Genomic DNA, 25,477 nt, shown 5'->3' with positions numbered 1-25,477 from the left:
GGTGGAAGGCGTTCTCGAAGGCGGTCGGTGATCGTTGTCCGAGGCGGGCGTGTCGGCGTCGGGTGTTGCAGCGGTTCAGCCATCGGGAGGCGTCGAGTCGGGCCTCGCGCTCGGTTGGTCAGTTTTCTCGTCCTTGCAGGGTCTCGCGTTTGAAGGTCGCGTTGAAGGACTCGGCGAGTGCGTTGTCCGCGCTGGGACCCGACCGCGCTCATGCCGCGCCGAACCCCTGCTGAACTGCAGGCCTCCTCGTTCGCGGCCAGTCCTCATCAGTGCTGGGCGCCTGCGGGTGGTGGCTGAGGGCCTGCCAGCGTCGCTCGAATTCGGCAGCGTGCTCGGTGATGTAGGCGGCAGCACCAGTTCGGTGCGCTACCCGCGGGCGATGATGCTGCTGGCCTCAGCCGGCGGCAACCGGGGCCCGGTGATCGCCCCGTTGGTACCGGCCGACGAGGACACCGTCCGGGACGTGATCCACCAGTTCAACAAGATTGACCTGCCTGGACCCTCGGTGGGCGGGAGGCCGTCCCCGCCTTCTCAGTGAAGACGACGAGGATCATGTCGTTCAGACGGCCGCCTCCCGCCCGACCAAGCTCGGCCAGCCCTTCACGCGCTGGTCGATCCGCAAGCTCGTCGCCTACCTGCGGAAAGTCCACGGCCGCGTGATCCGGATCGGCCGCGAGGCACTACGTTGTCGGCATCCGGCCCGTGGGCGGGCCGTGCTGGGCGCCTGCTGGTCGCCCCGAACGGCATCCCGCGAACTACCACCGCACCCACGGGGTCCGGTATTTCCACAGCTGCTACTCGATCGGCGACGACACCCTGTGGGGCGTCAACCGACATAAAAAGGGCGCCGCGAATACCCTGGCCGCGCTGAGGTCGATCCGCGCGGCCCGTCCGGACGGGTGCCCCGATCTACGTCATCTTGGACAACCTGTCCGCCCACAAGGGCGAGACGATCCGGCGCTGGGCGCGAAAGAACCGGGTCGAACTGTGCTTCACGCCGACCTACGCGTCCTGGGCCAACCCGATCGCAGCACACTTCGGGTCGCTGAGACAGTTCACCATCGCGAACTCGAACCACCACGACCAAACCGTCCAGCCTCGGGGCCTACACGCCTACCTGCGCTGGCGCAACAGGAACGTCCGCCACCCCAACGTGCTCGCCGCCTTGAGGAAGGAGCGTGCTCGCGTCCGCAGCGAGAAGAGCATCCGCTGGGGCGGACGACCAGCCCTCATCGCGTGATCAGACCTTGCCCTCGCTCGCAGCCCCCTGTGACTGGTGCGAATTCTGCGTCGCGAGGCTGGCCCCCGCCCGTCGTCTCAGAGCGCGCCGCAACTCTCGCACCTGGTTCTCCGTGCGCGCCTGGTCCCGCACGGCACTCTCCAACGCGTGCTTCGATTCTTCGAGGGAACGCTGGCGTCTCGCCGCTTCCTCCCGAACGCCAGCACTCCAGTCCTTGCTAGGACCGCTGAACCTGACGAACTCGGCCAGCCCACTCCGCTTCCGACAAACCGACAGCTGAAGATACCCGAGAGCATCCTGGTCACAGCACTAGTGCTGTGACCGCGTAGGTTCGCCGGGTTGGCGGCGTCGGTGCTCGGACCGGCTGGACTCGGTGTGGGAACAATGCGAGCGGTCGCGGAGCCGATCAAACTAGGCTCCCAGCATGTCTGGTCCGACGTTGGTGATCGAGTTGGCGAAGCCGCTCTCCCCGGCTGCGCTGCGGGAGTTCCGCGCGTTGATGGTGGGGCTCTCCTCCCACTTCGCCGAGAAGCGGCCCGGGTTCTTCGACGTCAACGTGCCCGCAGAGCGACTGGGCGTCGAGGACAGGCGAGAGAAGGACTGGCGAAAGCCGTTCCCGCTTCCACTCCTCGGCAACACCTCTGCGGATGAGGAGCTCACAGCCCTGGTGGGATGCAATCCGCAGCGCGAGGACTGGCGTCGGCCCTTCCTGGTCTACTTGATGGGGCCGGGCGTCGGCGACGAAAGCACCTTCGAGGCTGAGCACGCGGACGAGCCCGAGGTGGAGGCTATCCTCGGCTTCAGACCGACCCATGCCGTCAATGTCAGCGCCTGCTGCAATCGCGAGATCGACCACGTGACCACGGCCCTGCTGACCGCCGCTGTCATGGATGTCATCGGGGGCGTGGCCAATGTCGAGCTGCTGGACGGACAGGCGTCGGTCGTCGCTGGCCTTCCGGGGGTGTTGGGGATCGCGGGCGACGACTGGATGGCGCTGGGATCGGCGAAGTTCCTGCGGGCCTGGGTTGGGCACCCCGCCTTCCGGCTGGTCAAGTAGCCCAGACAGATCCGCGGCGGAGGTGATGCTGTGACCTGGAACGTTCGCCAGGTTGCCTGATCATGCGGCGAGAGCGGGTCGGCCGCCCCAGCGGATGCCTTTCTCGCTGCGGATGCGGGCGCGTTCCTTGCGTTCGGCGGCCAGGACGTCGTGGTGGCGGGCGTTGACGTTGCGCCAGCGGAGGGAGGCGTGCAGGGCCCGGGTCTGCACGGTGTGGTTGGGGTAGTTCGAGTTGGCGATAGTGAACTGCCGCAGCGGTCCGATGTGCGCTTCGATCGGGTTCGCCCACGAGGCGTAGGCCGGGGTGAAGCACAGCTCGACCTTGTGTTTCTTCGCCCAGCGGCGGATGTCAGCGCCCTTGTGGGCGGACAGATTGTCCAGGATCACGTAGATCGGGGCGCCGTCGGGCCGGGCGGCGCGGATCGATTTCAGCGCGGCCAGCGTGTTCACGGCTCCCTTCTTTCGCCGGTTCACGCCCCACAGACGGTCGTCGCCCACCGAGTAGCAGCCGTGGAAGTACCGGACTCCGTGGGTGCGGTGGTAGGTGGCTGGCAGCCGGTCGGGACGCCGTTGTTCGGCCCAGCCCGAGCCCGCGGTGGGCCGGATCCCGAGTGGGCCGAACTCGTCGAAGGCGAAGACCCGGTCCGGGAAGCGGTCCAGGACGTACTCGATCCGGTCCAGCTTCGCCTCACGGTCGGGGTCCGGGGACTCCTTCCAGGTCTTGGTGCGCTGAAAGGTGACGCCGCGGCGGGCGAGCAGGCACCGTAACGCCTCACGGCCGATGCGGATCACCCGGCCGGGCACTTTCCGCAGGTAGGCGACCAGCTTGCGCAGCGACCAGCGGGTGAACGGCTGACCGAACTTGACCGGGCGAGTAGTGGCCGTCGCGATGACGAAGTCCTCGTCGTCATCATTGAGTCGGCGGGGACGGCCTCCCGCCCACCGAGGGTCCAGGCAGGCCAGGCCCTTCTCATTGAACGCGTGGATCACATCCCTGACGGTGTCCTCGTCGGCCTGCACCAGCTGGGCGATCACCGGCACTCGGTTCCCGCCGGCCGAGGCCAGCAGCATCATCGCCCGCCGGTAGCGAACCGAACTGGCGCTGCCCCGGCGTACGATCTGCTGCAGCTTCTGACCCGGTCGGTCAGTCTGCGCACACGGACGGGCTCGGCCACCGCGCCTCCAGTGGTCGGATGGGATGTCACCGCACATCCAACCGTTACGACCGCCAACCCGGCGAACCTATGCGGTCACAGCACTAGACGCAGATGTCAGCCCTGAGTCACCCCTTGGAGCGTGCAGAACCGGTCAAACTCTCCCGCAGCCAGTCATGGCGGAACTGGTAGGCCGGTCCCGCCACCCGCAGAAGGTTACGCCGCCGGGCGTCCTCAAGGAAGGACATCAGACGCACCGGGGTGCCCTCACTGATGGAGAGCTGGATGGCGGAGAGGACAGCGGCAACACCCAGATTTCCGACAGGGCCGGCGAAGAGGCAGGCCCATAGCCCAGCTGTGGCACCGACCAAGACGCCGTTACTGAGGCCGTACTCGTGGGCTACGAGCGAGCCGGAGAACACCGCGACTGCGACTCCCGTCAGAAGGCCGAGGACAAGCCTCAGCCCGATGTGGTGCCGCCACACGTCACGCGGACTGACCGCCCGGGTTTCCGTCACGGGGCGCTGGCTGAGACGGTTCCTGAGTTCGTCATATTGGGGTCCAGATCCGGTGCCGAGGATTGTCCCGGCTACGAGTTTGTAGCCGCGGCTGCTCACCATCGTCGTACCGAATCCGAGCGGTAGCGCGGCGAGGTAGGCGAGCCAGGCAGGAAACGGGTCGTTCCCCGGCAGTTGAAAAACAAGCCAGGACGTGGTTCCCGAGAGGAGCCAGATGAAGATACCCAAGGCGACAGCGCCCGGCGGGAAAATGTCGCGCCACCCGGCGCTGGGGAGCGGCTGCTGGTCACTGAGCTCCGAATGGTGGTGGGCGGCCAGGAAGCCCCCACCGAGTGCGCAGAGGGGCCCGAGCAGACACGCCCACACCGGGCCAGCCGTCCCCCACAGTGTGAAGAGGCCGACCGCTCCGTACAACAGACCGGTGACAGCTCCGATGAAGATCATCCTGGGGCGGCGGTCCGTCCAGGTGGGGATGTGCCACCAGCGCAGCTCACGGTCGGTTTGGGTCTGGGTGACTTGCGTGGCGAGGTAGCGCAACGTCCGTTCGGCGGTCTCGGGCGAGAAACGCGGGCGGGGGCGTCTCGGTCTCGGAATGTACGCGGCCCTGACCAGCTGGTCCAGGAGGTGGTCCTGAAGGGATCTAGTGCTCGGAAAGCGCTCAGCATCCAGCAGTTCGTCTACCGGGCGTCCTTCGCCATCGGCATAGATGTCGCGGAGCAGGCTGATCGCCAGCGGACTGGTTAACGTCTCCGCCACTGCGCTGCCGGGTTCGTTCAGAAGTCTGCGGTTGAGCTCCTGCCAGCCGGACGGGGCCGGATCCCGCAGGGGATTCATCAGGTAGGCGCTGGCGTCCTCGGAGCACACCGGCTGAATCTCCAGCGGTGCCGCTCCGCTCAGCCGCTGCCGCCTGCCGGTGAGGGCCCTGGCCCGGGAGACAACCACAACGCGAAAGCTAGCCTCCTCCAGCGCGCTTAACATGGCGGCGCGTTGCTTCCCACCTACCTCGTCGAGCCCGTCCAAAAACAGGGCAATCCGCCCCTCCTCCAGCAGTTCTCTCGCCCGGTCAGCCCCTCCCCTGTTCCGGAAAAGGGTGTACTCGCGCAAGAGACGGCCAGCCACCCAGTCCGTCGCATTGTCCTGATCGGGGTCCCAGCCGAATGGCGTAAGCATCACCGGTACGGGGATATCGCCCCTTACGTCCGGTGTCGCCTCCGCGCGGTACATGAGCGCCTCCCGGAGTAGCAGCACCGCGGCAGACGTCTTACCCACCGCCGGCTCGCCCACAAGGAGCAGACGGCCTGAGGCCAGCCCGCCGTAAACCGCGTGCAATTCGGGCAGGGCGCCGCCCCGGCGCAGAACGTCACGGGTGACTGCAGTCAACCCGGGCAGTGGGGCGAAACGGGCGCGGCCGTCCTCGGCGATCGCCCCGTCGATCCGGCCTGCCACTCTGCGTTGGGTCACCTGCCATCGCACCGGAAGAGGCGCAGGTTCCAAGAGCCGCCGCAGCCTGGCCTCCTTCTCCCACTCACGGCGCACGGCCTTGGCCAGCGCATCGGCCGCAACGTCCAACGGGTGACGCGGGGCGGCGGCCTGTCGCACCTGGACGAACTTGCGGATCGACAGGTACCCGCTGTTGGCCAGTCCACCGTTGGCATAGGCGTTCCCGGTACCGCTCACATGTACCGCACCTGCGGCAGGTCCGGCGTAGCCGGACACCGCGATGCCGCCGTCGCGGGCAGTCGCATCACCGGTATCCGTGGCGGTCAACTTCGACCCTCGCGTTGCGTCTGCGGCCTCCGGGCGAGCGCCAGGGCCCCCGCCCGGGCTGGGGCGGCGACGGGACCATCTCACGGCCAGAACCTCCCCCGCATGCCGTGGCCTTCAGCTGAAGTCGACGCCCGTACTTGCACTGCTGCCAGGACCGTCCGAGGTGGCGTCGCCGGTTCGCTCCACCCGGACAGGCACGTCCCCGGCTTCCCGCGGGCGTCGCACACCGGTTGACGCCCGGCCTCCACCGGTCGCCTCCGCCCTCCCCGTATCGGCCACCACAAACCCGGGTTGTGAGTCGGGGGATGGGGACTGCATCAATGCCCAAACCAGAGCGGCAATACCAGTGGCGCCCTGGACTGACGCGGCAACCAACTGCCCGGTATTCGGATTGCCCAGCAGCCAGAAGAACGGCGTTGATGCCGTCAGCATGACCGCGACCACGATGACCGTGATCTTCCTGCTTCGCGACATACACACTCGCCCCTCCCAACAGGCAACGAACCCCTGCCCTCAGCAGCATCGGATGAACTTCGCTGGTACGCAAGGACGCCGCTGCGTGGCCACCGGTTCCAACCACACGTCGCTGGTACGGCTGCTTTCGGCGGCGGGCGCCAACTCCCAGCTCCTCCCGCCAGAAGAACCGCACCCACCGATGATGCTGCTGGGACTCGTGCAGCACATGGCTGAGGTGGAACGCAACTGGCTCCAACGTGTGCTCGCTGGTCAGGACGTGCCGCCGGTCTTCGGGAAGAGCAACCACGATGGTTTTGCCCTCCAGTCTGAACGAGGGCTCGACGAGGCGGTGACCGCGTGGCAAGCCGAGGTCTCCTGCGGCCGTGAGCTGGTCGCTAACGCAGGACTGGACGACTCCGGCCACCTGTCTGAACAGGAAGCAGGTCATGTCGGCGATAAGGGAGTCTCCCTGCGCTGGACCATGGTGAACATGATCGAGTAGTACGCACGTCATAACGGCCATGCCGACCTCGGCGGACCGGAACCGCCCCACCCCGGCAGAACCACGCCCGGGCCGCCAGGCTGCAGGCGGGGAAAGTGGACAAGCACTCGGCCACACCGACTGTGGGTCGAGCAGACCGAGGACGCGAGCTGGGCGAGGACCAAGAGCGCAGGCTGCTCGGGGCGGTACACCAGGACGCTGCCCGTCCGGTGCGGATGGCGCACTGTTGCACCTACCAGAGAAACGAAGAGTCGACTTCGCCGGGATTGCGCTGACTGGCTGTCCCCAACTCGCCTTCGCATAGTGGAGCTCGCGCGGCTGCAGCGTCGACACTGGGCACCGCCGACCACTCAGAAGGACGGCTTACGGGCGTCATCACTCCTCGCGCAGCCGCCGGGACGAGCCGCAACTTGACCATGATTCAGGCGAGCGCAAAGGGGAGATTTTCCTGCTTCGGGTGGCGATCAAGAACGGCCCGGCCCGGGTCAGGCGACGATCGTACGAGCCTGACGCGGTGCGGCACGAAGACCTCTGTGTGGTGCAGCCCTCGCCGGCCCCACCACACAGAGGTCTTCGCCATGATCAAGCCCGGCCGGTGTTGACAACACTCGTGATCAATACACCTAGCGGGGCTGGGCCGTGGCTCAGCAGGTCTTGCCGGCGTACCAGGCCCCCTGGAAGTCGGGCCAGGAGCCCAGGTAGTGGTCGCCCGGCGTTACGCACGTCTCGTAGTCGCGGATACCGCCGATGTTGAGGCGGTCGACGAAGATGACGACGTTGCCAGTACCGCAGTGGTTGTAGTAAGCCCTGCTCAGGACCGTGTACCAGCCGCAGGGGGAGGCCGCCACGGTCGGGCTCACCTCCTTGGCGGGGGCCGCCGACGCGGTCTGCACACCCATCGCGGTCGCGGCCAAGGTCAGGGCCGAAGCAGCCGTCAGTGTCACCCGGTAGTTGCGTCGCATGTGTCTTCCCTCCAAGTAGCAGGGTCCCCGTGTGGGCCGCCAAGGGCACCCAATGCCCCGGGCCGGCGGTTTTTCCGGGCGCCCCGTTCTCTGTTGAACAGCGATTCCAGCAACTGATGTGTTGTGAGACGTCGGTTCATTCGGCGAGTCCGCGGTAGCAGAAAGAGGCCGGAGACTCAGGTGCTGCATCGCTTGTGATGACCGTAGACGGAAGGCGCACCCCATAAGCACCAATATGTGCACCGCGACACGCCACTCCGTGCACAGTGCACGAGCCGGCAGTAGGGTTCCTGTGCGCGACGGGATGGGGGTGGGTTGGCGTGACAGACCACGGGGGCTGTCGGCTCACGGGGACCGAGTCGTTCGAGGCGGTAGCCTCGGGCTTGTTCGCTCCATTGCGGGTGACCGGTCCCCAGCCACAGGGGTTCGAAGCCGTGGTCGACCACACAACTATGGGACCCCTGGTCATCGCTCGTATCCAGGCCAGCACCGCAACGGTCACGCGAGGCAAACGGAGTATCACTTCCAGCGACGTGGAGTGGATGCATTTCAATCTGCACCACCACGGTCCGGTCACGGCGGCCCAGGATGACCGGACCACGACGGTGAAACCCGGTGAACTCTTCGCCTGTGACAACACCCGGCCCTACCGGCTCATCGGTGCCGACTCCAGTGACATGACCGTGCTCTGCGTTCCTCGGGCAAGTCTCGGCAGCTACGCGAACTCCATCAGTCGGCGCACGGCGTCGCCCATCCCCACTCAGGGCGCGATCGGTAAACTCCTCGGCCACGCGATGGCCGCAGTCGACGAAGGCCTCCCCCGCCAAGGCGTTCCATGCACGCATCTGGCCGACGCTCTCACCGCACTCCTGCTCGCCGCTTTCGCCGACACCACCCCCGAGCGGGTTTCCGTCGCCAGCGACCTTGCCGACCGTATCCGCGCCTACGCGCTGGCCCACCTTGGCGACTTGCACCTCACTTCGGAACAAGTCGCACGTCAGCACTACATCTCGGTCCGACACCTCCACGCGTTGTTCAAAGGCAGCGAGCTGACTTTCTCCGCCTGGGTCCGGCACGAACGTCTCTTACGAATCCGCCGAGACCTTCTCGATCCCACATGCTCGGACGTCTCCACGGCCACGATCGCAGCACGGTGGGGCGTGCACGACCCCAAACACCTCGGCAGGGCCTTGAAACGTGAGTTCGGCGAAACGGTCAGCGACCTACGCCGCGGGCAAAAGACTGACTGGCTCTAACCAAAGCTGCAGCCCGGTCCGGGAGTTCGGCCGCTGCCGCTTTCAGCGGCAACCGCACCTGACCGAACATCTCCGGGGCAACGAGCGCCTCACCCTCGGCATCCCGGATCGCCAGCGCACAGCGGATGATCCGCATCACCGTATGGGGCCACGTCGAGGTCAGCCCTTGTGCCGCTGCCCGCTCCTCGGCCAGTGCCCGAACAGCGCTCTCCTCCGGCCAGCGCCGGCCGCCGATCCGGCGCGCGTGCTCGCGCTCCAGGCGCCACCGAACCGGGAACAGCGTCAGCTGCCCCGGCATCACGGCGGGACAGATCCTCGGGTCGTCGACCGGCCGCCGGATCTGGGGCGGCCCCAGGCACGGGGTGGCGGCATCGCGCGGCCGTGCGAGATTCCCACCTCTCCTGCTGTCCCAGCCCGATCACGTACACCCGCAGCTGCGTCGTGCCCGGGAAGACGACCTCGAACCCGGTGGCGATCTCCTCGCGTACCGCGACCACGCAGGGACGGCACAACCGGTCCGTGCACCCGGTCGAGCCGGGTGCACCGGACATACATCGCTGAGTCCGGGTGGATCTTGCGCCAGCCCACACAGCCCCAGCACAGACCATCACACAGCCGGTGCACACCCCAGTCCAGACAGCGGCAGCGCATCACGGCACGCGGCGAAGAACTCGCGTATCGCCCGCTGCGAGGGAGGCACCCGCAACCCGAAGTCACCACGATGGCGCCGCCGGTTGAATGGGCGACCGGCGACTCCACCGCGGTGCCGAACCGGCGGCGGACCCCGGACGCACCAGCAGAGCAGGGGGCTCTCGGTCACTTCGTGGAACCTCTGACCCGTCGTGATCGAACTTCAGCGACAAAAGTCGCGCCAGCCAAAGTTCGGTGTCACGTGCTCAAGGTTCATTGGCACGGGACACAAGTCTCCCGTGCCAATGAACATTGAGCGTTTGCTTGACACCGAATCCTGACGGCCGCGAGTTGGCCTCAGCGAGGGTTGAGTACCGCAGGTCCAGGAGGCGCGATGTCCGAGCCCATCCTCGACGACCTGCGCTGCTCTCGCTGCGGTCAACTGCCGGAGCCGCTCCTCCGCCTCGGCCATAGGGCCGACGGCACACCCACTACTGACTCACCCGCGGCGATGGTCGCGCTCGAAGCCAAAGTCGGCCTTGCCGATGACGCGCGCCACCGGGCCACCGGCGCCGCGCTCACCGATACCCAGACCGCCGCGTTGCTTCGCGCCACGGCCGACGGCCCCGACCTGGGCATCTGCACGGGGAGCGCCTTGGCGCAGGGGCTCGGGACGGGCTGGCGGGGTTCGGCCTAACTGGCGGCCTCCGGATCGCCGGACTGTTTGCCTCCCATCTCCACGCGGAAAGGGTATGTCCCGGCCGCGGTGAACGCCGCGTGGATCGGCATGATGAGCGAGGTGAGGCGCCGGACGTTCACCTCGCCGATCGGCGTCCAGAGCGCGGCACAGTGCTCGTCGGTCTCGACCTCGATCCGCTCGCGTGCCGCGACGCCGGCATCGGTCGCGGTGCCGTCGGTGTTGAGCCAGTAGCGTGCGACGAGGCGCGTCGTTGCCGCAGCCACCTCCTCCTCGTCCCACAGCCGGGTGGCACGCGCGATCGCTTCCGGGAAGTGACCTGTCGCGGTTTGCAGAACGTTGCAGTCACACGGCCCGAGGTCGTTGGCCGCGAGCACGGTGACATGCGCGTCGCCGCGCCATTCGCGCAAGACCGTGATCTGCTGCCACAGCGCGACGAGCGGATCGGCTGGGAGGGGGACCGAGGCGTTGGCGGCAGCCATCGTCTTTCCGGCGTAGTCGGCGCTCGCGACGACCGGGTCGATCAGTGATCGTGCCTCGGCGATCTGATCGGCGGTGAGACCTACGTCGACGCGCCGCAACGCACGATCGGCGGCTGCGAAGCGGGCGGCCTGCCACTGCTCTGGCGTCGCTGTCTCCCACACGCCTGCCATGGCCTGCACCGACCGCGGGCTGAAGCTGTAGAAGGCCGCAAGTGTGACCTGCCACGGGACTGCGCCCATCGGGGCTGACCGGAACGCGAAGTACGCCGGGCCGTACTCGGTCACGCCCAGTGCGGCGGCCTCTTCCGGTGCCTCGGGGATGAAGTAGATGAACAGGTGGGCCGCGTTGATGGTGAGGCTGACCTCGCGGACAGCGGTCATGTCCATGTTGGTGCGGCTGAAAGTGCTGGCGAGATGCATAGCGGTGGTCTCCTGGCTAGTGGAAGGATCGGGATCGTCCTTGGTGTGTTCGGTAGGTCAGGACGGCTCTGGCGCGGTGATCCGTGCGCAAATCGCGCCGAGTTCCTGCACTTCGATCCGGACCGTGTCCCCCGCTACCAGGTAGGGGCGGTGGCTGGACAACTCCTGGATGCAGCCGGTGCCCACGGGGCCGCTGGCGATGATGTCACCGGCGCGCAGCGTGGTGCCGCGTGACGCGTGCGCCAGCATCTCGCCGAAGGACCAGTGAATCTCGTCCCAGCTGCCGCCGCCGTAGTGGTCGTCGTTGACGTACCCGTCCATCCGCAGCGCATAGCCCTTGCCCGAGCGGTAGGGCTCCAGCTCGTCGGGGGTAACGAGGAACGGACCGAGGCTGGTCGAGGCGTCCTTGCTCTTGGAGGGGCCGTACACGAACCCCATCTCGCGTGCGGAGATGTCGCGTGCGCTCCAGTCGCAGTAGACCAGGTAGCCGGCGATGTGCTGCTCCGCCGTGGCGGCGTCAAGGTTCGAGCAGTCCCTGGCGATCACCGCGGCGACCTCGACCTCGTAGTCCCACAACTGAGCGCCCGGAGCGATGGGGACCTCGTCGTTGGGTGCCTTGATCGCCGCCGGGTTAGAGAAGTAGAAGAGCGGATACTCGTACCAGACCGGACTGACCGTGCCGTCGCCAACGGCGGCCTTGCCCGCGTTGCTGATGTGACGTTCGAACGCGGCGAAGTCCCGGATCGCGGGAGGCACTGGTATCGGCGCTCGCAGGTCGGCCGTGGCCAGCTCGACGATCTCGGCCGGTTCCCGGGTCGCGGCGGCCTGAAGCCCGCCGTCGGCGCGGAGCAGCTCCAACAGGCCCCTGCCCACGGCATGGATCTTGTTGTCACGCACCACGCCGCAGCGCGTGGAGCCGTCGGCGGAGCGGTAGCTCACCCACTTCATCGGGCAAGCACCTCCCGGGTGTAGTCGTAGAGCCGTCGTGCGTCGGCGGGGGGTGACGAATGAGAGTCCAGGAGGACGGCGCCCCTCGCGCTCACGGCGACGGGGTGGCCCGGGGAGCCGGAATCCAGGAACGGCAGGATCTCCTTGACGGCGGTCTCCACGGGATTGCCGGTCACGCGAAGACGGTCGATCTGCGCGGCCTCGGCATCGTCGCAGTCACCGGCGAAGCTCGTGGCGACGGTACCGGGGAAGTAGTTCACGTACCGGATGGCGGGGTGGTGGCCGACGAAGTCGACCGCGAGCGGGGCGTTGAGGATTCCGGCCTGGATCGCCGCGGTGCGGCCGTGGTGCTGCGTCCGCTGCTGAAGGCCGTCCCAGCGCGGGGGCCCGAAACACCCGGCGCCGCAGTAATTCAGCCCTCCCGGACCGGCGGCGCGGCCGAGCAGGCCGGCCAGGCCGCGGCTGAGCAGGAAACGGCTGAGGTAGGTCAGCTCGAAGTAGGACTCCAGGCCGTCGGCGGTCTCCGTATGCCGGGAGCGCTGGACCCGGGCACCCAGGACGAGGACGTCGATGGTGTCGAGCTCGGGGGAGAGCCGGTCGATCAGCCGCCCGTTCTCGTCGATGAGGTCCAGGTCGGCCCGGAGGAACCAGGCGCCGGGCTCGGTCTTGGCCTTGTCGGTGCCGATATCCACGACCCGCTCCCCTCGCGCGAGGTGGACACGGGCGATGCCGCGCCCGATGCCGTCCGTGCCCTCTGTGATCACCACCGTTTTCACGCGGCCACCGCCCGCGCGAACTTGACGATCTCCTCGACGAACAACTCTGGCTGCTCCAGAGCGGCGAAGTGGCCGCCCGCGGGGATGTCGTCGTTGAAGTAGCGCAGGTCGCGGTAGGCGCGCTCGGCCCAGATGCGCGGGGTACGCGTCAGTTCGTCCGGGAAGACGCTGACGCCGACGGGGAGGACCAGCTCGGTCATCGCGGGCGGCTGCTGGGCGTACTCCCAGTACAGGCGGGCTGAGGAAGCCGCGGTGGCGGTGAACCAGTACAGGGAGATGTGGTCGAGAATCTCGTCGGGGGTGAGGGCTTCGGGCCGGGCCCAGTCGAGGAATTTCTCGTAGATCCAGGCGGCCTGCCCGGCTGGGGAGTCGGTCAGGGCGTAGCCGATGGTCTGCGGCCGGGTGCGCTGCACGACGTGGTAACCGGAATGGAGGGCGAAGAAGAGGCTGCCCTGTTCGAGTGCGGCTTTCTCCTCAGGGGTCGGGTCGTCGCCGACCGGTGGTTCGGCGAGGAACTCGGGGAAGTTGACGTGGATCGCCCGCAGGCCCGCCGGGCGCTGCGCCCCCATCCGGGTCGCGACGACACCGCCCCAGTCTCCGCCCTGGGCCAGGTAGGAGTCGTAGCCGAGGCGCTGCATGAGCACGCCGTACGCGCGGGCGGTCCGGTCCGGATCCCAGCCGGTCGAGACGGGCTGGTCGGAGAAACCGTAGCCGGGCATCGAGGGGATGACGAGGTGGAAGCCGTGCTCGGTGAGCGGGCCGACGGTCTTGAGGAACTCCAAGAACGAGCCCGGCCATCCGTGCAGCAGCAACAGCGGGGTGGCGTCGGGGCGGGGCGAGCGTACGTGCATGAAGTGGAGACCGAGACCGTCGATAGTGGTGCGGAACTGGCCCAGCTCGTTCAGCCGCCGCTCCAGATCGCGCCAGTCGTACCCGGTGGCCCAGTACTCCAGCAGCTTCTCCAAGCGCTCCCGCTGCACCCCCTGACTGCTGTCCCGCGCTGTCTCCCGGCCGGCGAGGCGTACCCGGTGGAGCCGGTCCTTCAAATCCTCCAGGGCACTCTCGGGAACGTCGATACGAAACGATGTCACGCTGTCCGATGTCATGGTCACCACGGTGCGGCCGCAAGGAGCGCGCAGTCCAATGATTGTTCCGTTACATGTAATACGGCGTGCGTATAAGAGCAGCTAGAGTGGGGTGATGTCCGAACGCTTCCCCGCACCCGTGGACCTCGACCTCCGGCTGGTGCAGTGCTTCGCAGTGGTTGCCGAGCACCAGCACTTCGGGCGTGCCGCCGAGGCGCTGCACACCACCCAGCCATCGCTGAGCCGGCAGATCCGCCGCCTCGAACAGCAAGTGGGCGTCCGCCTGCTCGACCGCACCACTCGTGGCACCCGCCTCAGCAAGGCCGGCGAGGTCTTCCTGCCTCAGGCCAGGGAGCTGCTGCGTACCGCGGTCGAGGCGATGGCCCGCACCCGGTCCGCGGTCCAGCCCAGCAGCATCACCATCGGCTACAGCAAGGGTCTGATCATCACTCCGGCCGTGCGCGCCCTGCGGGACCGCAATCCCGATGCCGAGGTCCACACCCGCCTGCTCGCCTGGAACGACTCGCGCGGCGCGCTGCTGGAGCACCGTGTCGACGCGGTGGTAACGCGGCTGCCGTTCCCCACCGACCGGCTGCGCGTCACCGTCCTCTACGACGAACCGCGCGTGCTGGTCGTGCCGCGGGACCATCGTCTGGCGGACAAAGAGTCAGTCACCCTTGACGACATCGCCGACGAGCCGATCCCCCACGTACGCCAGTCCGACCCGCTGCTGAACGCCTACTGGCGGTTCGATCCCCGGCCCGATGGGCGGCCCGCGCCCGACGGCCCCCTGGTCGAAGCCCTTGAGGACAAACACGAACTCATCGCCGCCGGGCAGGCGGTGGCCATCGGGCCGCCCCTCGACCACGCGACCGGCCTACATCCCAGTCTCACCACCGTCCCGTTGCACGGGGTCGAACCGAGCCAGGTCGTACTCGCCACGCGCACCGGCGACCGCAGCCATTTGGTCAGCGCTTTCCGTAAGCATGCCGAAGCGCTGCTTACCGGAACCCACCGGGACGGACCGATACGCACGACGTGATCAGCGGCTGCGCGGCTCCGCCCGCACACTCAAGCGATCACCGACCGTGCCTGGTCTGCCGCCCCGGCGTCCCGACAAGAGCGGCGGTCTCGGCCGGGGACGTCCTGTGCACTGCTGAACTGGACGACGCCGAGCGGGCCACACTCTGTCAGGGCGTAGACAGTACAGCGCGGTCAGCGCCTTCTGCTACGGACTGCCGGAGAGAATCCCCCCGCACCATGAAAACTGGAACACCCAGTGCAAAACCTGGCCTGGGTCGGACCTGTAAGTCGAAGGTGTCCGGGTGGCGGCGTACATCCGCGTACATCCGGACCCTGACCCCCGGCTTCCCCAGCGTAAGCCGCACCGGGCAGATCCCCGAGAGCTCGCCCACTGCTGCTGGAGGCCGTCCATCACCGCTCGCAGGGTGTCTTCGCCCCCCGGTGACGTCAAGGACAACGAGTCCCGGCTCGGAAGTGTGCTGACCACAGCAACATCCACGGCCACCGCGTCCTGCGCTCGCACCGTCAGGTCCACGTCCTGACGTGAGGCCTCGGCTCGCAGAACGGCTGACCGGCCGGTGTCCCGCGTCGTCGCCACGACGCGCCGTCCCTTGTGGGCCAAGCCGAGTGCCGTGTGCAGGCCGATACCGCTCGCAGTTCCCGTGACCACTGCGATTTCTGGGTCCGCCATGTCGCATCACCTCGAGCGAAGATCTGGATGGCAGGCAACAGTCCTCAGCTCGTCCGGCTGAGCACCGCGCACAGGCGCTCGTCGTCGGTGACGGGAGCCATATGGCCGGCGCCCTGGACTGTCAGGAGCCGGGCCCCGCGCCGCTGCGCTGTCTCCGCAGCGTCGGCGAAGGGGAGACGCTCCGAACCGTATGTATGTCACCGGTGGGTGAGGGGCGCGGATCGCGGGGCCCGGCAGGGCCTCCTCGTGGGTGGCGCGGGTCATCGGCCGAGCCCGGGAGGTCACCCACTCCAAGTCCGCCGCCGCGAGCCCCATCGTCTCGAAACCGAAGGGTGGGATCAGCCATGCCTCCCGCTCCGGCCGCAGAGCGGCATCGGCGTCGCACGCGTCACGCACGACGGGTTGGAGGTCGAAGGCGCACTGGCCGGGCGAGGGAAAGAACGCGTCCAGATACACGAGTTGTCGGATGTGCTGCGGTCGTTCGCTCCCGACACCGGAGATGACCATGCCTCCGTAGCTGTGGGCCGCGAGGATCACGTCGGTGAGGTGGTGTCTGTCGATCAGCGCGACGATGTCGGCGATGTGCGTGCTCAGTCCGACGCCGGGTCCGGCTGGAGTGAGTGAGGGGCACAGGACGGTGTGGCCGGAGGCCCGCAGCCGGGGGGCGACCCGCTCCCACGCCCAGCCTCCAAGCCAGGAACCGTGCACGAGAACGAAAGTGGTCATCACGCCTCTGCCTCCGCCCTGACCGCCCAGGAAGAGCGGATGTCCCGCAGAATCCACTTCAGACGGTCGTCGGGGATCAGGAACCCGCCGACTCCGGACGAGAACAGTACGTCGTACACGCGCTGGGAGACCTCGGTGAGTCGTTCTTCGAAGTCCTCGTCGTCCTCCGGTTTCGCGGGAAGCATGATGACGATGGTGTCGTCCTGCTGTTCCACCGCCTCGACGGCGAAGTCCTCGCTCGGGCTGTGGCCCGACTCCTCGCACCGGACTGCTTTCGGGTCGGAGACAAGCCTTTCCCGGTGAACGCTGTCGTTGACGAGCCGGAGTGTGTGGACGGTCCCGGCGTCATGCTTCATGGTTGCTCCGCGTCGCAGTGGTGCCGGTCTGGGCTTCGTGGAAACTCCTGCGCATGGCCAGCAGTTCGGTCTTGAGCCGTTCGGGCATCATCCAGACGAAGTTGTCCCCGCTGCGCCATAGATCCATCACGTTCACGGGCTCACGGCGGTCGGGTTCGTCCGGCCGCTTCGCGGGTGGGACGACGTAGTACAGAGTGTCGCGTTTCTGCAGCCTGACCTGCACCTTGACCTCAGGGGCCACGTGCACTCCCATCGACGCCAGGGTCTTCAACGGTTCACTCTCCAGTTGCTCGGCGAAGCCTGGGTCCTCCCAGGCACGGCGGGTGAGCCCCGCTTCGAGATCTTGGTCCTCGCTCCGGGTGGGTGTCCTGCGGATTCCGCCGGGTTTGCGTGCCTCGGCACGTTCGCTCACCGCGGTGTGGCCGGTCGCTATCGTTCCGCCGCCGCGCCAAAGGCCGACCGCGTACCAGAGCAAAGCGCACTCGCTGCCGAGTCATTTCCGACGGATCACCACTCACCGCACAACTGGAGGCCCACCGGTCGATCACAGGACAACTGGCTTAACGTCAGACCAGGTCGGGCACTGAGGCGGCCGGCAGCGGCCACCAGATGTCCACCTAGAGCGGCTACCTGCTCCAAGCCGCCCTCGCACAGTCCACCCCCGCCTCATCGATCGTCGTGTTGTGGCAAAAGGTGCAGGGCCGACGAGGCGGCCGTTCCGTAGAAACGATGGGACCGCTGGTCAGGGCATGACGTCGCCGTGCCTGACGGGCAGAGGTACGGCTCAAAGCGGTCCTCCGGTTTGGACGCCCATCGTGGGCTGGCGCGGCATACGCTGCGACCCGGGGTGCGCCGACGCATGCGCGGAGGCATTCTGTGGTCACCTGCGATCGCGGGCGACCGACGAGAAGGGGCCAGTCATGCGGGTGGTTCTCCTGGCGGATCCGGATGCGCCGACGGAGATCGCTCAGCGTGTGGCGCGGAGACTTCCTGATCGGCTCGCCGAAAAGTCTGGCCATGAGCGACGGTTCGACGTCGAGGTGGTCAGTGAGCCGTTCACCTCGGGGACGGAGGACCCGCCCACCTTGATGCGCCGGATCAAGGACCGCGGGAGGGCGGAGAACTGGGACATCGTCGTGGCCCTCACCGATCTGCCGCTGCACTCACATGGGCGCAAGCTCGTGGTGGACCTGAGTCGCGAAGACGGCTTGGCGCTGCTGTCCCTTCCTTCACTGGGGGGATGGCGCCTGCAGACGAGGGCCCGGCGGGCCGTTGAGGAAGCCGTACTCAGCTTGGCGGGCTTGCGCGCCAGGGAGGGCGTAAGAGCTGGTCAGCTGTCACTGAAGCCCTTCGTCGGCCGTCTCGCGCCTGTCCATTCAGACACGGTCGGTGAGGAGGAGACTACCGATCTGAGGTACATCGCCAGTGGGCCGCGCGGATACATCAGGGTTCTGGTCGGCATGGTTCGCGCCAACCGGCCGTGGCGGTTGGTGCCGGGTCTGTCGAAGGCTCTGGCGGCCGCACTAGCCACGGGAGCCATCGCCACCGTGAACTCCACCGTCTGGAGTCTTGCCGCGTCTTTGAGCGCACCACGCCTCGTGATCGCCACCGTCGGGTCTGTCGCGCTCATGATCGGCTGGCTGATCGTGGATGCACACCTGTGGCATCGAACGGCGGAAGAGTCACCGGAGGCGAGAAAGCGGACAGCTCTCTACAACACCTCGACCGTCGTGACCGTGGGCATCGGGGTAGTCGTGTGCTACGTGGGTCTGATGGTCATCAATTTGGTGTGGGCACTGTTCATCCTCAACGACAGGGTGTTCGCTTCCTTCACTCGAAACCCGCTCGACGCCGCGGAGTACTGGACACTGTCCTGGTTCGTCGCTTCGATCGCCACGGTGGGCGGCGCCCTTGGCTCGGGTTTGGAGACCGACGAGGCGATCCGGGCAGCCGCCTACTCCAAGCGTGAGCAAGAGCGTCGCCGCATGCTGCAGGACGACCAGGACCACTAGCAGCAGATGCGTCCACAGGCATCGACCGGGTCCGGAGAATTGCGCTGACCGGGCAGTGCGTGGCTGTTATAAGCCGAGGTCGACGCGGACCCGGACAGCATGCCGCCGGAGCACTGGAGTTTCGCCCGGCAGGACGGCGGCACCACCGTTCCCCCTCAATTCGGGTGAACGGCCTGCAGAGGCGTGCCAAAGCCGCGCGCGCCCCCTCGTGGCGACCCAAGGCATTCAGGCTCTACGCCGTCTTCATCCCTTTTGTACTGCGGTCGAACAGCGGCACCGAAAGAAGTCATCGTGAAAGCAGCGGTATACGAGGGACCGCGAACGGTCACAGTGAAGGACGCACCGGACGCTAAGACCGAGCACCCCTGCGACATCATCGTCAAGATCACCGCTACCAATATCTGCGGTTCGGACCTGCACATGTACGACGGCCGCACCTCGTTCGAGTCCGGCCGCACGCTGGGACACGAGAACATGGGCCAAGTCGTAGAGCTTGGCTCAGCTGTCCGCAAGGTCCAGGTCGGCGAGTACGTGGTTCTGCCCTTCAACATCGCCTGCGGCTTCTGCATGCAGTGCGAGCGAGGGCTGACCAACTACTGCCTGACCATGCAGCCAGAACCCGCCCTCGCCGGAGCCGCCGACGACTTCGCCGACATGGGCCCCTACCAGGGCGGCCAGGCAGAACTGCTGCGCGTGCCGTACGGCGACTTCAACGCGCTGCGCCTGGGCGAGGACGCCGCCGAGCGCCAGAGCGACCACCTAATGCTCGCCGACATCTTCCCCACCGGCTACCGCGCCACCCAAATGGCCAACGTCAAACCGGGCGACCAGACGATCGTCTTCGGTGCCGGCCCCGTCGGGCTGATGGTGACCTATTTGCTCACGCTCAACAGCCTGATCGACTCGGTCAGGTTCACCGGTGATGTCGGCGTGGTGGGCGTGTTCCTGCCCCAGGACCCCGGCGGCGCGGAGGCCCAAAGCGAGCTGGAGGCGCAGGGCAAGGTCCCGATCGACTCCGGGATGATGTGGTTCAAGGGCCAGCACGTGGGGACCGGGCAGGCGCCGGTGAAGAAGTACAACCGCGCGCTGCGGGACCTGATCGCCAGCGGGAAGACGACGCCGGGCTTCGTCGTCTCCCACGAGTTCAGCCTGGACGAGGCTCCCACCGCCTACGAGCACTTCGACGCCCGTGACGAGGGCTGGACGCAGGAGGTGCTGCACCCTGACGGCCACGGCAACGGACACAAGCAGTAAGGGACGCGAGGACCTCCGTCCGCTGTTCACCTCGGACCAGTCCGACCGGCGCGTAGCAAGCGGCCCGAGGTGGGCCGGTGGTGGACGGCAGTGCCTTCACCCCACCGCAGGTACGGAGCACCCATGAACACGAACACTCATCACATCTCCCGCCTTCGGCGCGATCCGCTCGTACGCGGCCTCGGCTGGGCCAGCGCCCTCTTGGGCGTGCCGCAGGTCGTTGCCCCGGCGGGCGTCGCCCGCGCACTGGGCGTGGGCGACGCCTCTCGGCACCGTCTGGCCACGACCGTGGTCGGAGTGCGGGAGCTGGCGGCAGCGGCCGGGCTGCTGGGGCGGCCGCATCCGGCCTGGCTCTGGGGACGCGTCGGTGGCGACCTTACAGATCTGACGATGCTGACCCGGGCCCTGAGGAACCACGACGGACGCGGCTTCGGTCGCACTGTTGCCGCGACGGCCGCGGTCACCGTCGTCACGGCTACGGACCTCTACGCGGCCGTGACCCGCACCCGTAGGAGCACCCCCATGGAACTGACCGCGGCCACCACCGTCGCCCGGTCCCCGGACGAGGCGTACATCCTCTGGAAGGACCTGGAACGACTGCCGTACTTCATGGTGCACCTGGACGAGGTGCACGTGACCGGCGAGCGCACCAGTCACTGGCAGGCCAGCGCACCGTTCGGCAGGACAGTCGAATGGGACGCCGAGATCGCCCGGGACGTCCCCGGGCAGTTGATCGCGTGTCGGTCGGTGAATGGTGCCGACATCGACCATTCAGGCGAAATCCGTTTCGTGCTGGCCCCCGGCGGCCAGGGCACGGAGATCCGGGTGTTCCTGCGCTACGTCCTGCCCGGCGGAGCGGTGGGCAAGGCGGCGGCGCGCTACTTCGGCGAGGAGCCGCACCAGCAGCTGGACGACGACCTTCGCCGCTTCAAGCAGATCGCGGAAACCGGTGAAGTCGTCCGCTCCGAGGGCGCACCCGGCGGCAAGCGGGCCCGTGGCGAGTTCCCGCAGCACCCGGCCCGGCCGTTGACCGTGGGCGAACTGAAGGAGGCCCTGGCATGAAGGCCACCTGCTGGACGGGACGCAACTCGGTCGAGGTGCAGGACCTCCCCGACCCCTCGATCCTCAACAGCCGCGACGTCATCGTGAGAATCACCTCGACGGCGATCTGCGGCTCCGACCTCCATCTGGTCGACGGCTACGTGCCCACCATGGAGAAGGGCGACATCCTGGGCCATGAGTTCATGGGAGAAGTCGTCGAGGTCGGCCCCGGCGTCAGCGACGGCAGCCTGCGCGTCGGCGACCGTGTCGTGGTGCCCTTCCCCATCGCCTGCGGCTCCTGTGCGTCCTGCCGCGCGGAGCTGTACTCGTGCTGCGAGAACAGCAACCCCAACGCCGGCATCTCGGAGAAGCTGTTCGGTCATCCCACCTGCGGCGTCTACGGCTACTCACACCTCACCGGCGGCTTCGCCGGCGGCCAGGCCGAGTACGCGCGGGTGGTCCTCGCCGACGCCAACGCCCTCAAGATCGAGTCGGACCTGACCGACGAGCAGGTCCTCTTCCTGTCCGACATCCTGCCGACCGGCTACATGGGCGCCGACATGTGCGACATCAAGGAAGGTGACATCGTCGCCGTCTGGGGCGCCGGGCCGGTCGGCCAGTTCGCCATGGACAGCGCCGGCGTCCTGGGCGCGGAGAAGGTCATCGCCATCGACAAGGAGACCTACCGCCTCGACATGGCCGCCGCTCAGGGCTACACCACCGTCGACTTCGACAACACCGACGTACGGTCCGCCCTGCTCGAACTCACCGGCGGCCGTGGCCCCGACAAATGCATCGACGCCGTCGGCCTGGAGGCCACACACGGCGCCTCCCACATCCACCTCTACGACCGTGCCAAGCAGGCGGCCCGCTCCGAGACCGACCGGCCGCACGCCCTGCGCCAGGCCATCATGTCCTGCCGCAGCGGCGGCGTCGTCTCGGCCATCGGCGTCTACGGAGGAATGATCGACAAGTTCCCGGCGGGTGCCTGGATGAACAGGTCAGTGACCCTGCGAACCGGCCAGTGCCACGTACAGCGGTACATGAAGCCACTGCTGAGCATGATCGAGCAGGGCAAGATCGAGCCCACCCGGATCATCACCCACCGGCTGCCCCTGACCGAGGCACCGACCGGCTACGCCCCGTTCAAGGACAAGAAGGACCACTGCGAGAAGGTCGTCCTCACGCCATGAGACCCGAGAGGACGCACTCCGTGTGCGGTCCCGGTTACGGCTCGGTGGCCGGCACTGTTCTACGGGGCGCGGGTGCACTCCCGACAGCGAGCCTGCCCAGGGGTCAGCGCCCGGGCCCGGATTGAGCCCTCACCGGCCCGCGCCCCTCCGGGCCCGCGGCGCGGACCAAGTTGCCCGTCTGCTGCCGGTGCTCGTGCACGAGGTGGATCGACATCGCACCCTCACCGGTCGCCGCGGCTACCCGCTTGACCGAACCGCTTCTGACGTCGCCGACAGCAAAGACGCCGGGAAGGGTGGTCTCCAACGGCAACGGACCACGGCCGAGCGAGGCCCACCGGTCCGGGCCGGCCAACGCCTGGGCGTCGGCACCGGTGAGGACAAAACCCTTCTCGTCCAGGGCCAGCAGATCCCTGAGCCATTCCGTGCGCGGTCGGGCTCCGATGAACACGAACAGCGCCGCGGCTCGCACCTTCCGCCGTCGGCCGCTTGTGTTGTCCTCCACCAGCAGCGCTTCCAGCTTCTCCGCCCCGAAGACGCGCCGGACTTCGGTGTGCAGCAGTACCTCGATCTTCGGATGCCGTTCGACTTGGTCGACGAGGTAGCGGGACATGTCCGCGTTGAGGTCACGGCCCCGGATGAGGAGCTGGACCCTGGACGCGTGGTTCGCGAGGAACAGTGCCGCTTGTCCGGCGGAGTTCCCGCCACCGACCACGGCGACCGGGTCAGCCCGGCAGAGGCTGGCTTCGTGGACGGTCGCCGCGTAGTAGACGCTGATGCCCTCCAGGCGGTCGATGCCGGGCACCTCGAGTTTGCGGTACCACACGCCCGAAGCGAGGACCACGGCGCCAGTCCGGGCCCGCGACCCGTCGGCGAAGCTGACGACGTACTCGTCGTTGTGCGGAGTGAGCCCGGTGACCTTGGCGGGCACCATGAGGTGGGCGTCGAACTTGCGGGCCTGGAGCACCGCGCGTTCGATGAGCTCGCCCCCGGAGATGCCCGACGGGAAGCCGAGGTAGTTCTCGATGCGGGACGAGGTACCCGCCTGGCCACCGGTGGCCACAGCGTCGACGACGGCCGTGGTGAGGCCGTCGGAGGCGCCGTACACGGCGGTGGCGAGTCCCGCGGGACCCGCACCGACCACCATCACGTCGTACCGCCGCCCGGCCTCCGGCGAGGGGGCGGGCAGCCCGATGATGCGGGCGAGTTCGGCGTTGCTGGGGTTCCGCAGTACCTGGTCGCCCTTCCAGAGGACCACGGGGGTCTCTTCGGGACGGACTCCGAACCGGCGCAGCAGCGCCTCCGCCTCCTTGTCCTTCTCCAGATCCACCCAGCGGTGGGGCAGCCTGTTGCGGGCGGCGAACTCACGCAGCCGCAACGTGTCCGGTGAGTAGCACGATCCCAGGATCCGGAAGCCCGCGCCGAGGCCGATGAGTAGATGTCTGCGGCCCAGGTATGCGCGGAGGATCAGGTCACCGAGGACGGGGTCGCGGCTGACCAGGGCGCGTTGCCGGCCCACCGGTACGGCCAGGATCTCGCCCGGTTCACGCACCACGGCGGTGTCGAAGGCCGCCTGGCCCTCCAACAACCCGAGTTCGCCCAGGAATCTGCCCGGTCCGTGCACCGCCACCGTGCGCTCCTCGGGGCCGCCGTGGTCATGGATGATCTCGACGGTCCCGCTGAGGACCGCGAGGAACTCCCGGAACGGCTCACCCTCGCGGTACAGCACCTCGTTCTCGGTGGTCCTGCGGCGTTCACCATGCGTGGCAAGGATCTGGAGCTGCGCCGCTGAGAGGCGCGGGAACGCCCCGTACTGGTCCGGTGTCTCTCGGGGCCCACCATGCACGTGCTCTGCGCTGCTCATCAGACCATGACCTCGTGGACGTAGCACCAGCGCCAGTTCTCCCCCGGCTCGAAGGACTGCACCACGGGGTGACCGACGCCGGCCGCGTGGCGGCTGGCGTGCTTGAGGGGCGAGGAGTCGCAGCAGCCGACGTGCCCACAGGTGAGGCAGAGCCGCAGGTGCACCCAGGGGGAGTGGACCTTGAGGCACTCCTCGCAGCCTTCCGGGGTACGCGGACTCACGGGACGCACCATCGCCAGGTGCGGGTCGGGGATCGTAGCCATGATGGCGTGCTCCTTCGTGGACGGGGCTGTTCGGCAGCTGGGCGCGGCAGGGCGTCGGTCGGCCGGTGCCGGCCTCGGAGCCCACGGGCGTGCCCGTGCGCCGGCGTCTACGGCAGTACGGAGGTCAGCGATTTCGGCAGTGCGGACTTGAGGTGGTCCCACTCGCCCTCGCTCACGTGGCGTTCCAAAACCTCCAGGACGGTGTGCACGACCCGTTCGACGCCGCCGTCGACCGCGTAGGGAAAGTCGTCCCGGACGCGCTGGAGGAAATCCTCACCGCTCAATTTCACCGGTGTCTCGGACGGCTTCCAGCCGTCGTAGTAGATGCCTCGGATCAGGGTGGGCAGCTGTGCCCCGAAGTGCGCGGCCCCGTCCACGGAGAGCCGGTCCCGTAGCCGGTGCAGGACGGCCCGCAGCGCGGCGTACGACTGCTTACGGCGTTCCTTGGGCCACCCGTTGGCTTCCTCGATCTCCCTGAGCAGTCGGTTTGCCTTGTCCACCATGGTGTCGAATGAGGAGAATCCTGTTTCGGTCATTACCCGGGCTCCTTTCGCTTCCGGCGGACCGGCGGTGCCGGACCGCGGTCCCGCACCGCCGGGCTCCCGGGTCAGTCGGCGCTGTTCTCGTCGCTCTCGGTGACCTGGATGTGACGGGGCTTGGCGGCCTCCGCCTTGGGAACGGTGACCGTGAGGACACCGGTCGACATCTCCGCTGTGACTCTCTCGGTGTCCACCTCGCCCGGCAGCCGCAGCCGGTACTCGAAGGCACCGGTTCGGCGGGCGCGGCGGCGCAGGACGCCTGTGCGCTCCTTTTCCTTGATCTCTCCGGCGACCACCAGCTCTTGTCCGTTGGCCTCGACGTGGACGTCCTTGTTCTTGACGCCGGGAAGTTCGATCTCGACCTCGAAGGCGTCATCGGTCTCCGTGACGTCCGCGAGGGGGGTCCAGGCGGCTGCGGGCGTGGCGCCCCCCACCGTCGATTCGAGCAGACCGCTCATCTGGTTGAGCAGTTCGTCGAATTCCGTCAGTGGGTTGCGGGCCCACCCGAGAGGCCGCTCTGCCGTGGCGCCACCGCGGTGGCTGCGGACGGGCATGTTCATCACCGATC

24 protein-coding genes and 2 pseudogenes are annotated in these 25,477 nt (G+C 67.8%); 10 read left to right on the top strand and 16 right to left on the bottom strand.

Annotation, left to right across the window (positions count from 1 at the left end; all coding sequences use genetic code 11):
• Positions 1-346: 346 nt before the first annotated feature.
• A pseudogene (locus tag BZZ08_RS03345) lies at positions 347-1,240 on the top strand (transposase); the annotation flags it as partial.
• Between the two features lie 424 nt (positions 1,241-1,664).
• On the top strand, positions 1,665-2,297 hold the full coding sequence (locus BZZ08_RS03340) for a DUF6368 family protein (RefSeq protein WP_104630580.1): 633 nt from the start codon (positions 1,665-1,667) through the stop codon (positions 2,295-2,297).
• 60 nt (positions 2,298-2,357) lie between these two features.
• On the opposite strand, the pseudogene BZZ08_RS03335 reads toward BZZ08_RS03340, so the two are convergent.
• Positions 2,358-3,472, bottom strand: a pseudogene (locus BZZ08_RS03335) (IS630 family transposase).
• Between the two features lie 107 nt (positions 3,473-3,579).
• On the bottom strand, positions 3,580-5,736 hold the full coding sequence (locus tag BZZ08_RS03330; RefSeq protein WP_133169147.1) for a hypothetical protein: 2,157 nt from the start codon (positions 5,734-5,736) through the stop codon (positions 3,580-3,582).
• A 430-nt stretch (positions 5,737-6,166) separates the two neighbouring features.
• On the opposite strand from BZZ08_RS03330, the gene BZZ08_RS39335 reads away from it, so the two are divergent.
• The gene (locus BZZ08_RS39335) at positions 6,167-6,694 is read left to right on the top strand and encodes a mycothiol transferase (RefSeq protein ID WP_241965352.1); all 528 of its coding nucleotides are present in this window, start codon (positions 6,167-6,169) and stop codon (positions 6,692-6,694) included.
• Between the two features lie 644 nt (positions 6,695-7,338).
• Here BZZ08_RS39335 and BZZ08_RS03315 read toward each other — a convergent pair.
• A complete protein-coding gene (locus tag BZZ08_RS03315) occupies positions 7,339-7,656 on the bottom strand; it encodes a DUF6355 family natural product biosynthesis protein (RefSeq protein ID WP_104630576.1) in 318 nt (105 codons plus the stop codon).
• A 266-nt stretch (positions 7,657-7,922) separates the two neighbouring features.
• On the opposite strand from BZZ08_RS03315, the gene BZZ08_RS03310 reads away from it, so the two are divergent.
• Positions 7,923-8,912 (top strand): AraC-like ligand-binding domain-containing protein, encoded by a 990-nt coding sequence (locus tag BZZ08_RS03310; RefSeq protein ID WP_241965351.1) that lies wholly within the window; start codon positions 7,923-7,925, stop codon positions 8,910-8,912.
• On the opposite strand, the gene BZZ08_RS03305 is transcribed toward BZZ08_RS03310, so the two are convergent.
• Positions 8,872-9,210: a hypothetical protein gene (locus tag BZZ08_RS03305; protein ID WP_133169146.1), complete on the bottom strand. Its 339-nt coding sequence runs from the start codon at positions 9,208-9,210 to the stop codon at positions 8,872-8,874. The two genes, BZZ08_RS03310 and BZZ08_RS03305, sit on opposite strands and share 41 nt — an antisense overlap.
• 726 nt (positions 9,211-9,936) lie before the next feature.
• Between BZZ08_RS03305 and BZZ08_RS03295 the strand changes: the two genes are divergently transcribed.
• On the top strand, positions 9,937-10,239 hold the full coding sequence (locus BZZ08_RS03295) for a hypothetical protein (protein ID WP_241965350.1): 303 nt from the start codon (positions 9,937-9,939) through the stop codon (positions 10,237-10,239).
• Here BZZ08_RS03295 and BZZ08_RS03290 read toward each other — a convergent pair.
• The 4 genes from BZZ08_RS03290 to BZZ08_RS03275 all read right to left on the bottom strand — a co-directional run bounded on the left by BZZ08_RS03290 (position 10,236) and on the right by BZZ08_RS03275 (position 13,971).
• A complete protein-coding gene (locus tag BZZ08_RS03290) occupies positions 10,236-11,102 on the bottom strand; it encodes an SCO6745 family protein (protein WP_446750229.1) in 867 nt (288 codons plus the stop codon). The genes BZZ08_RS03295 and BZZ08_RS03290 overlap by 4 nt on opposite strands.
• A 96-nt stretch (positions 11,103-11,198) precedes the next feature.
• Positions 11,199-12,089 (bottom strand): fumarylacetoacetate hydrolase family protein, encoded by an 891-nt coding sequence (locus BZZ08_RS03285; RefSeq protein ID WP_104630573.1) that lies wholly within the window; start codon positions 12,087-12,089, stop codon positions 11,199-11,201.
• A complete protein-coding gene (locus BZZ08_RS03280; RefSeq protein WP_104630617.1) occupies positions 12,086-12,853 on the bottom strand; it encodes an oxidoreductase in 768 nt (255 codons plus the stop codon). The genes BZZ08_RS03285 and BZZ08_RS03280 overlap by 4 nt, the downstream gene beginning before the upstream one ends.
• A gap of 8 nt (positions 12,854-12,861) precedes the next feature.
• Complete coding sequence (locus BZZ08_RS03275; RefSeq protein ID WP_198601254.1) at positions 12,862-13,971, bottom strand: epoxide hydrolase family protein; 1,110 nt, start codon at positions 13,969-13,971, stop codon at positions 12,862-12,864.
• 94 nt (positions 13,972-14,065) lie between these two features.
• Here BZZ08_RS03275 and BZZ08_RS03270 point away from each other — a divergent pair, with 94 nt between their 5' ends.
• Positions 14,066-14,992 carry a LysR family transcriptional regulator gene (locus BZZ08_RS03270; protein WP_104630571.1) on the top strand — a complete coding sequence of 309 codons (927 nt, stop codon included), beginning with the start codon at positions 14,066-14,068 and terminating at the stop codon, positions 14,990-14,992.
• Between the two features lie 148 nt (positions 14,993-15,140).
• Here the strand turns inward: BZZ08_RS03270 and BZZ08_RS40045 are convergent, their stop codons facing one another.
• Genes BZZ08_RS40045 through BZZ08_RS03250 form a run of 4 tightly spaced genes read right to left on the bottom strand, consistent with a single transcriptional unit; the run spans position 15,141 to position 17,221 of the window.
• Positions 15,141-15,671, bottom strand: coding sequence for a DUF6207 family protein (locus tag BZZ08_RS40045; protein ID WP_446750226.1), 531 nt, complete (start codon positions 15,669-15,671; stop codon positions 15,141-15,143).
• Positions 15,671-16,390 (bottom strand): alpha/beta fold hydrolase, encoded by a 720-nt coding sequence (locus BZZ08_RS40040; protein WP_133169145.1) that lies wholly within the window; start codon positions 16,388-16,390, stop codon positions 15,671-15,673. The genes BZZ08_RS40045 and BZZ08_RS40040 overlap by 1 nt, the downstream gene beginning before the upstream one ends.
• Positions 16,390-16,746 (bottom strand): hypothetical protein, encoded by a 357-nt coding sequence (locus tag BZZ08_RS03255; RefSeq protein WP_104630569.1) that lies wholly within the window; start codon positions 16,744-16,746, stop codon positions 16,390-16,392. Before BZZ08_RS03255 ends, BZZ08_RS40040 begins: the two co-directional genes overlap by 1 nt.
• Positions 16,736-17,221 carry a hypothetical protein gene (locus tag BZZ08_RS03250; RefSeq protein WP_198601253.1) on the bottom strand — a complete coding sequence of 162 codons (486 nt, stop codon included), beginning with the start codon at positions 17,219-17,221 and terminating at the stop codon, positions 16,736-16,738. Before BZZ08_RS03250 ends, BZZ08_RS03255 begins: the two co-directional genes overlap by 11 nt.
• Positions 17,222-17,666: 445 nt before the next feature.
• On the opposite strand from BZZ08_RS03250, the gene BZZ08_RS03245 reads away from it, so the two are divergent.
• The 4 genes from BZZ08_RS03245 (at position 17,667) to BZZ08_RS03230 (ending at position 22,246) form a co-directional block, all read left to right on the top strand.
• On the top strand, positions 17,667-18,758 hold the full coding sequence (locus BZZ08_RS03245; RefSeq protein ID WP_198601252.1) for a hypothetical protein: 1,092 nt from the start codon (positions 17,667-17,669) through the stop codon (positions 18,756-18,758).
• Positions 18,759-19,049: 291 nt separating this feature from the next.
• Positions 19,050-20,012: an alcohol dehydrogenase catalytic domain-containing protein gene (locus BZZ08_RS03240; protein ID WP_198601251.1), complete on the top strand. Its 963-nt coding sequence runs from the start codon at positions 19,050-19,052 to the stop codon at positions 20,010-20,012.
• A 123-nt stretch (positions 20,013-20,135) separates the two neighbouring features.
• Positions 20,136-21,074, top strand: coding sequence for an SRPBCC family protein (locus tag BZZ08_RS03235; protein WP_104630567.1), 939 nt, complete (start codon positions 20,136-20,138; stop codon positions 21,072-21,074).
• Positions 21,071-22,246 carry a zinc-dependent alcohol dehydrogenase gene (locus BZZ08_RS03230; RefSeq protein WP_104630566.1) on the top strand — a complete coding sequence of 392 codons (1,176 nt, stop codon included), beginning with the start codon at positions 21,071-21,073 and terminating at the stop codon, positions 22,244-22,246. The genes BZZ08_RS03235 and BZZ08_RS03230 overlap by 4 nt, the downstream gene beginning before the upstream one ends.
• Before the next feature lie 103 nt (positions 22,247-22,349).
• Here the strand turns inward: BZZ08_RS03230 and BZZ08_RS03225 are convergent, their stop codons facing one another.
• The 4 genes from BZZ08_RS03225 to BZZ08_RS03210 all read right to left on the bottom strand — a co-directional run bounded on the left by BZZ08_RS03225 (position 22,350) and on the right by BZZ08_RS03210 (position 25,469).
• Entirely contained in the window at positions 22,350-24,107 is a 1,758-nt protein-coding gene (locus BZZ08_RS03225) for an FAD-dependent oxidoreductase (RefSeq protein ID WP_104630565.1), read from the bottom strand.
• Positions 24,107-24,370 carry a UBP-type zinc finger domain-containing protein gene (locus BZZ08_RS03220; protein WP_104630564.1) on the bottom strand — a complete coding sequence of 88 codons (264 nt, stop codon included), beginning with the start codon at positions 24,368-24,370 and terminating at the stop codon, positions 24,107-24,109. Before BZZ08_RS03220 ends, BZZ08_RS03225 begins: the two co-directional genes overlap by 1 nt.
• 107 nt (positions 24,371-24,477) lie before the next feature.
• A complete protein-coding gene (locus BZZ08_RS03215) occupies positions 24,478-24,906 on the bottom strand; it encodes a DUF2267 domain-containing protein (RefSeq protein ID WP_104630563.1) in 429 nt (142 codons plus the stop codon).
• A 71-nt stretch (positions 24,907-24,977) separates the two neighbouring features.
• Positions 24,978-25,469 (bottom strand): Hsp20/alpha crystallin family protein, encoded by a 492-nt coding sequence (locus BZZ08_RS03210; RefSeq protein ID WP_104630562.1) that lies wholly within the window; start codon positions 25,467-25,469, stop codon positions 24,978-24,980.
• Positions 25,470-25,477 lie beyond the last annotated feature (8 nt).

This window comes from Streptomyces sp. MH60 (genome assembly GCF_002939385.1).
Taxonomy (GTDB): Bacteria; Actinomycetota; Actinomycetes; order Streptomycetales; family Streptomycetaceae; genus Streptomyces.
Note: the sequence above shows the minus strand (reverse complement) of the source record. Positions and strands in the feature narration are given on the sequence as shown.

Excerpts from the sequence above, each read along its gene's own strand:
- BZZ08_RS03285 (WP_104630573.1), bottom strand. The coding sequence starts at position 12,089 with ATGAAGTGGGTGAGCTACCGCTCCGCCGACGGCTCCACGCGCTGCGGC.
- BZZ08_RS03210 (WP_104630562.1), bottom strand. The coding sequence starts at position 25,469 with ATGAACATGCCCGTCCGCAGCCACCGCGGTGGCGCCACGGCAGAGCGG.
- BZZ08_RS03230 (WP_104630566.1), top strand. The coding sequence starts at position 21,071 with ATGAAGGCCACCTGCTGGACGGGACGCAACTCGGTCGAGGTGCAGGAC.
- BZZ08_RS40040 (WP_133169145.1), bottom strand. The coding sequence starts at position 16,390 with ATGACCACTTTCGTTCTCGTGCACGGTTCCTGGCTTGGAGGCTGGGCG.
- BZZ08_RS03290 (WP_446750229.1), bottom strand. The coding sequence starts at position 11,102 with ATGACCGCTGTCCGCGAGGTCAGCCTCACCATCAACGCGGCCCACCTG.
- BZZ08_RS03235 (WP_104630567.1), top strand. The coding sequence starts at position 20,136 with ATGAACACGAACACTCATCACATCTCCCGCCTTCGGCGCGATCCGCTC.
- BZZ08_RS03255 (WP_104630569.1), bottom strand. The coding sequence starts at position 16,746 with ATGAAGCATGACGCCGGGACCGTCCACACACTCCGGCTCGTCAACGAC.
- BZZ08_RS03340 (WP_104630580.1), top strand. The coding sequence starts at position 1,665 with ATGTCTGGTCCGACGTTGGTGATCGAGTTGGCGAAGCCGCTCTCCCCG.
- BZZ08_RS03275 (WP_198601254.1), bottom strand. The coding sequence starts at position 13,971 with ATGACATCGGACAGCGTGACATCGTTTCGTATCGACGTTCCCGAGAGT.
- BZZ08_RS03245 (WP_198601252.1), top strand. The coding sequence starts at position 17,667 with ATGCGGGTGGTTCTCCTGGCGGATCCGGATGCGCCGACGGAGATCGCT.
- BZZ08_RS03220 (WP_104630564.1), bottom strand. The coding sequence starts at position 24,370 with ATGGCTACGATCCCCGACCCGCACCTGGCGATGGTGCGTCCCGTGAGT.
- BZZ08_RS39335 (WP_241965352.1), top strand. The coding sequence starts at position 6,167 with ATGACCGCGACCACGATGACCGTGATCTTCCTGCTTCGCGACATACAC.
- BZZ08_RS03270 (WP_104630571.1), top strand. The coding sequence starts at position 14,066 with ATGTCCGAACGCTTCCCCGCACCCGTGGACCTCGACCTCCGGCTGGTG.
- BZZ08_RS03315 (WP_104630576.1), bottom strand. The coding sequence starts at position 7,656 with ATGCGACGCAACTACCGGGTGACACTGACGGCTGCTTCGGCCCTGACC.
- BZZ08_RS03295 (WP_241965350.1), top strand. The coding sequence starts at position 9,937 with ATGTCCGAGCCCATCCTCGACGACCTGCGCTGCTCTCGCTGCGGTCAA.
- BZZ08_RS03305 (WP_133169146.1), bottom strand. The coding sequence starts at position 9,210 with ATGCCGGGGCAGCTGACGCTGTTCCCGGTTCGGTGGCGCCTGGAGCGC.
- BZZ08_RS03225 (WP_104630565.1), bottom strand. The coding sequence starts at position 24,107 with ATGAGCAGCGCAGAGCACGTGCATGGTGGGCCCCGAGAGACACCGGAC.
- BZZ08_RS03215 (WP_104630563.1), bottom strand. The coding sequence starts at position 24,906 with ATGACCGAAACAGGATTCTCCTCATTCGACACCATGGTGGACAAGGCA.
- BZZ08_RS40045 (WP_446750226.1), bottom strand. The coding sequence starts at position 15,671 with ATGCGACATGGCGGACCCAGAAATCGCAGTGGTCACGGGAACTGCGAG.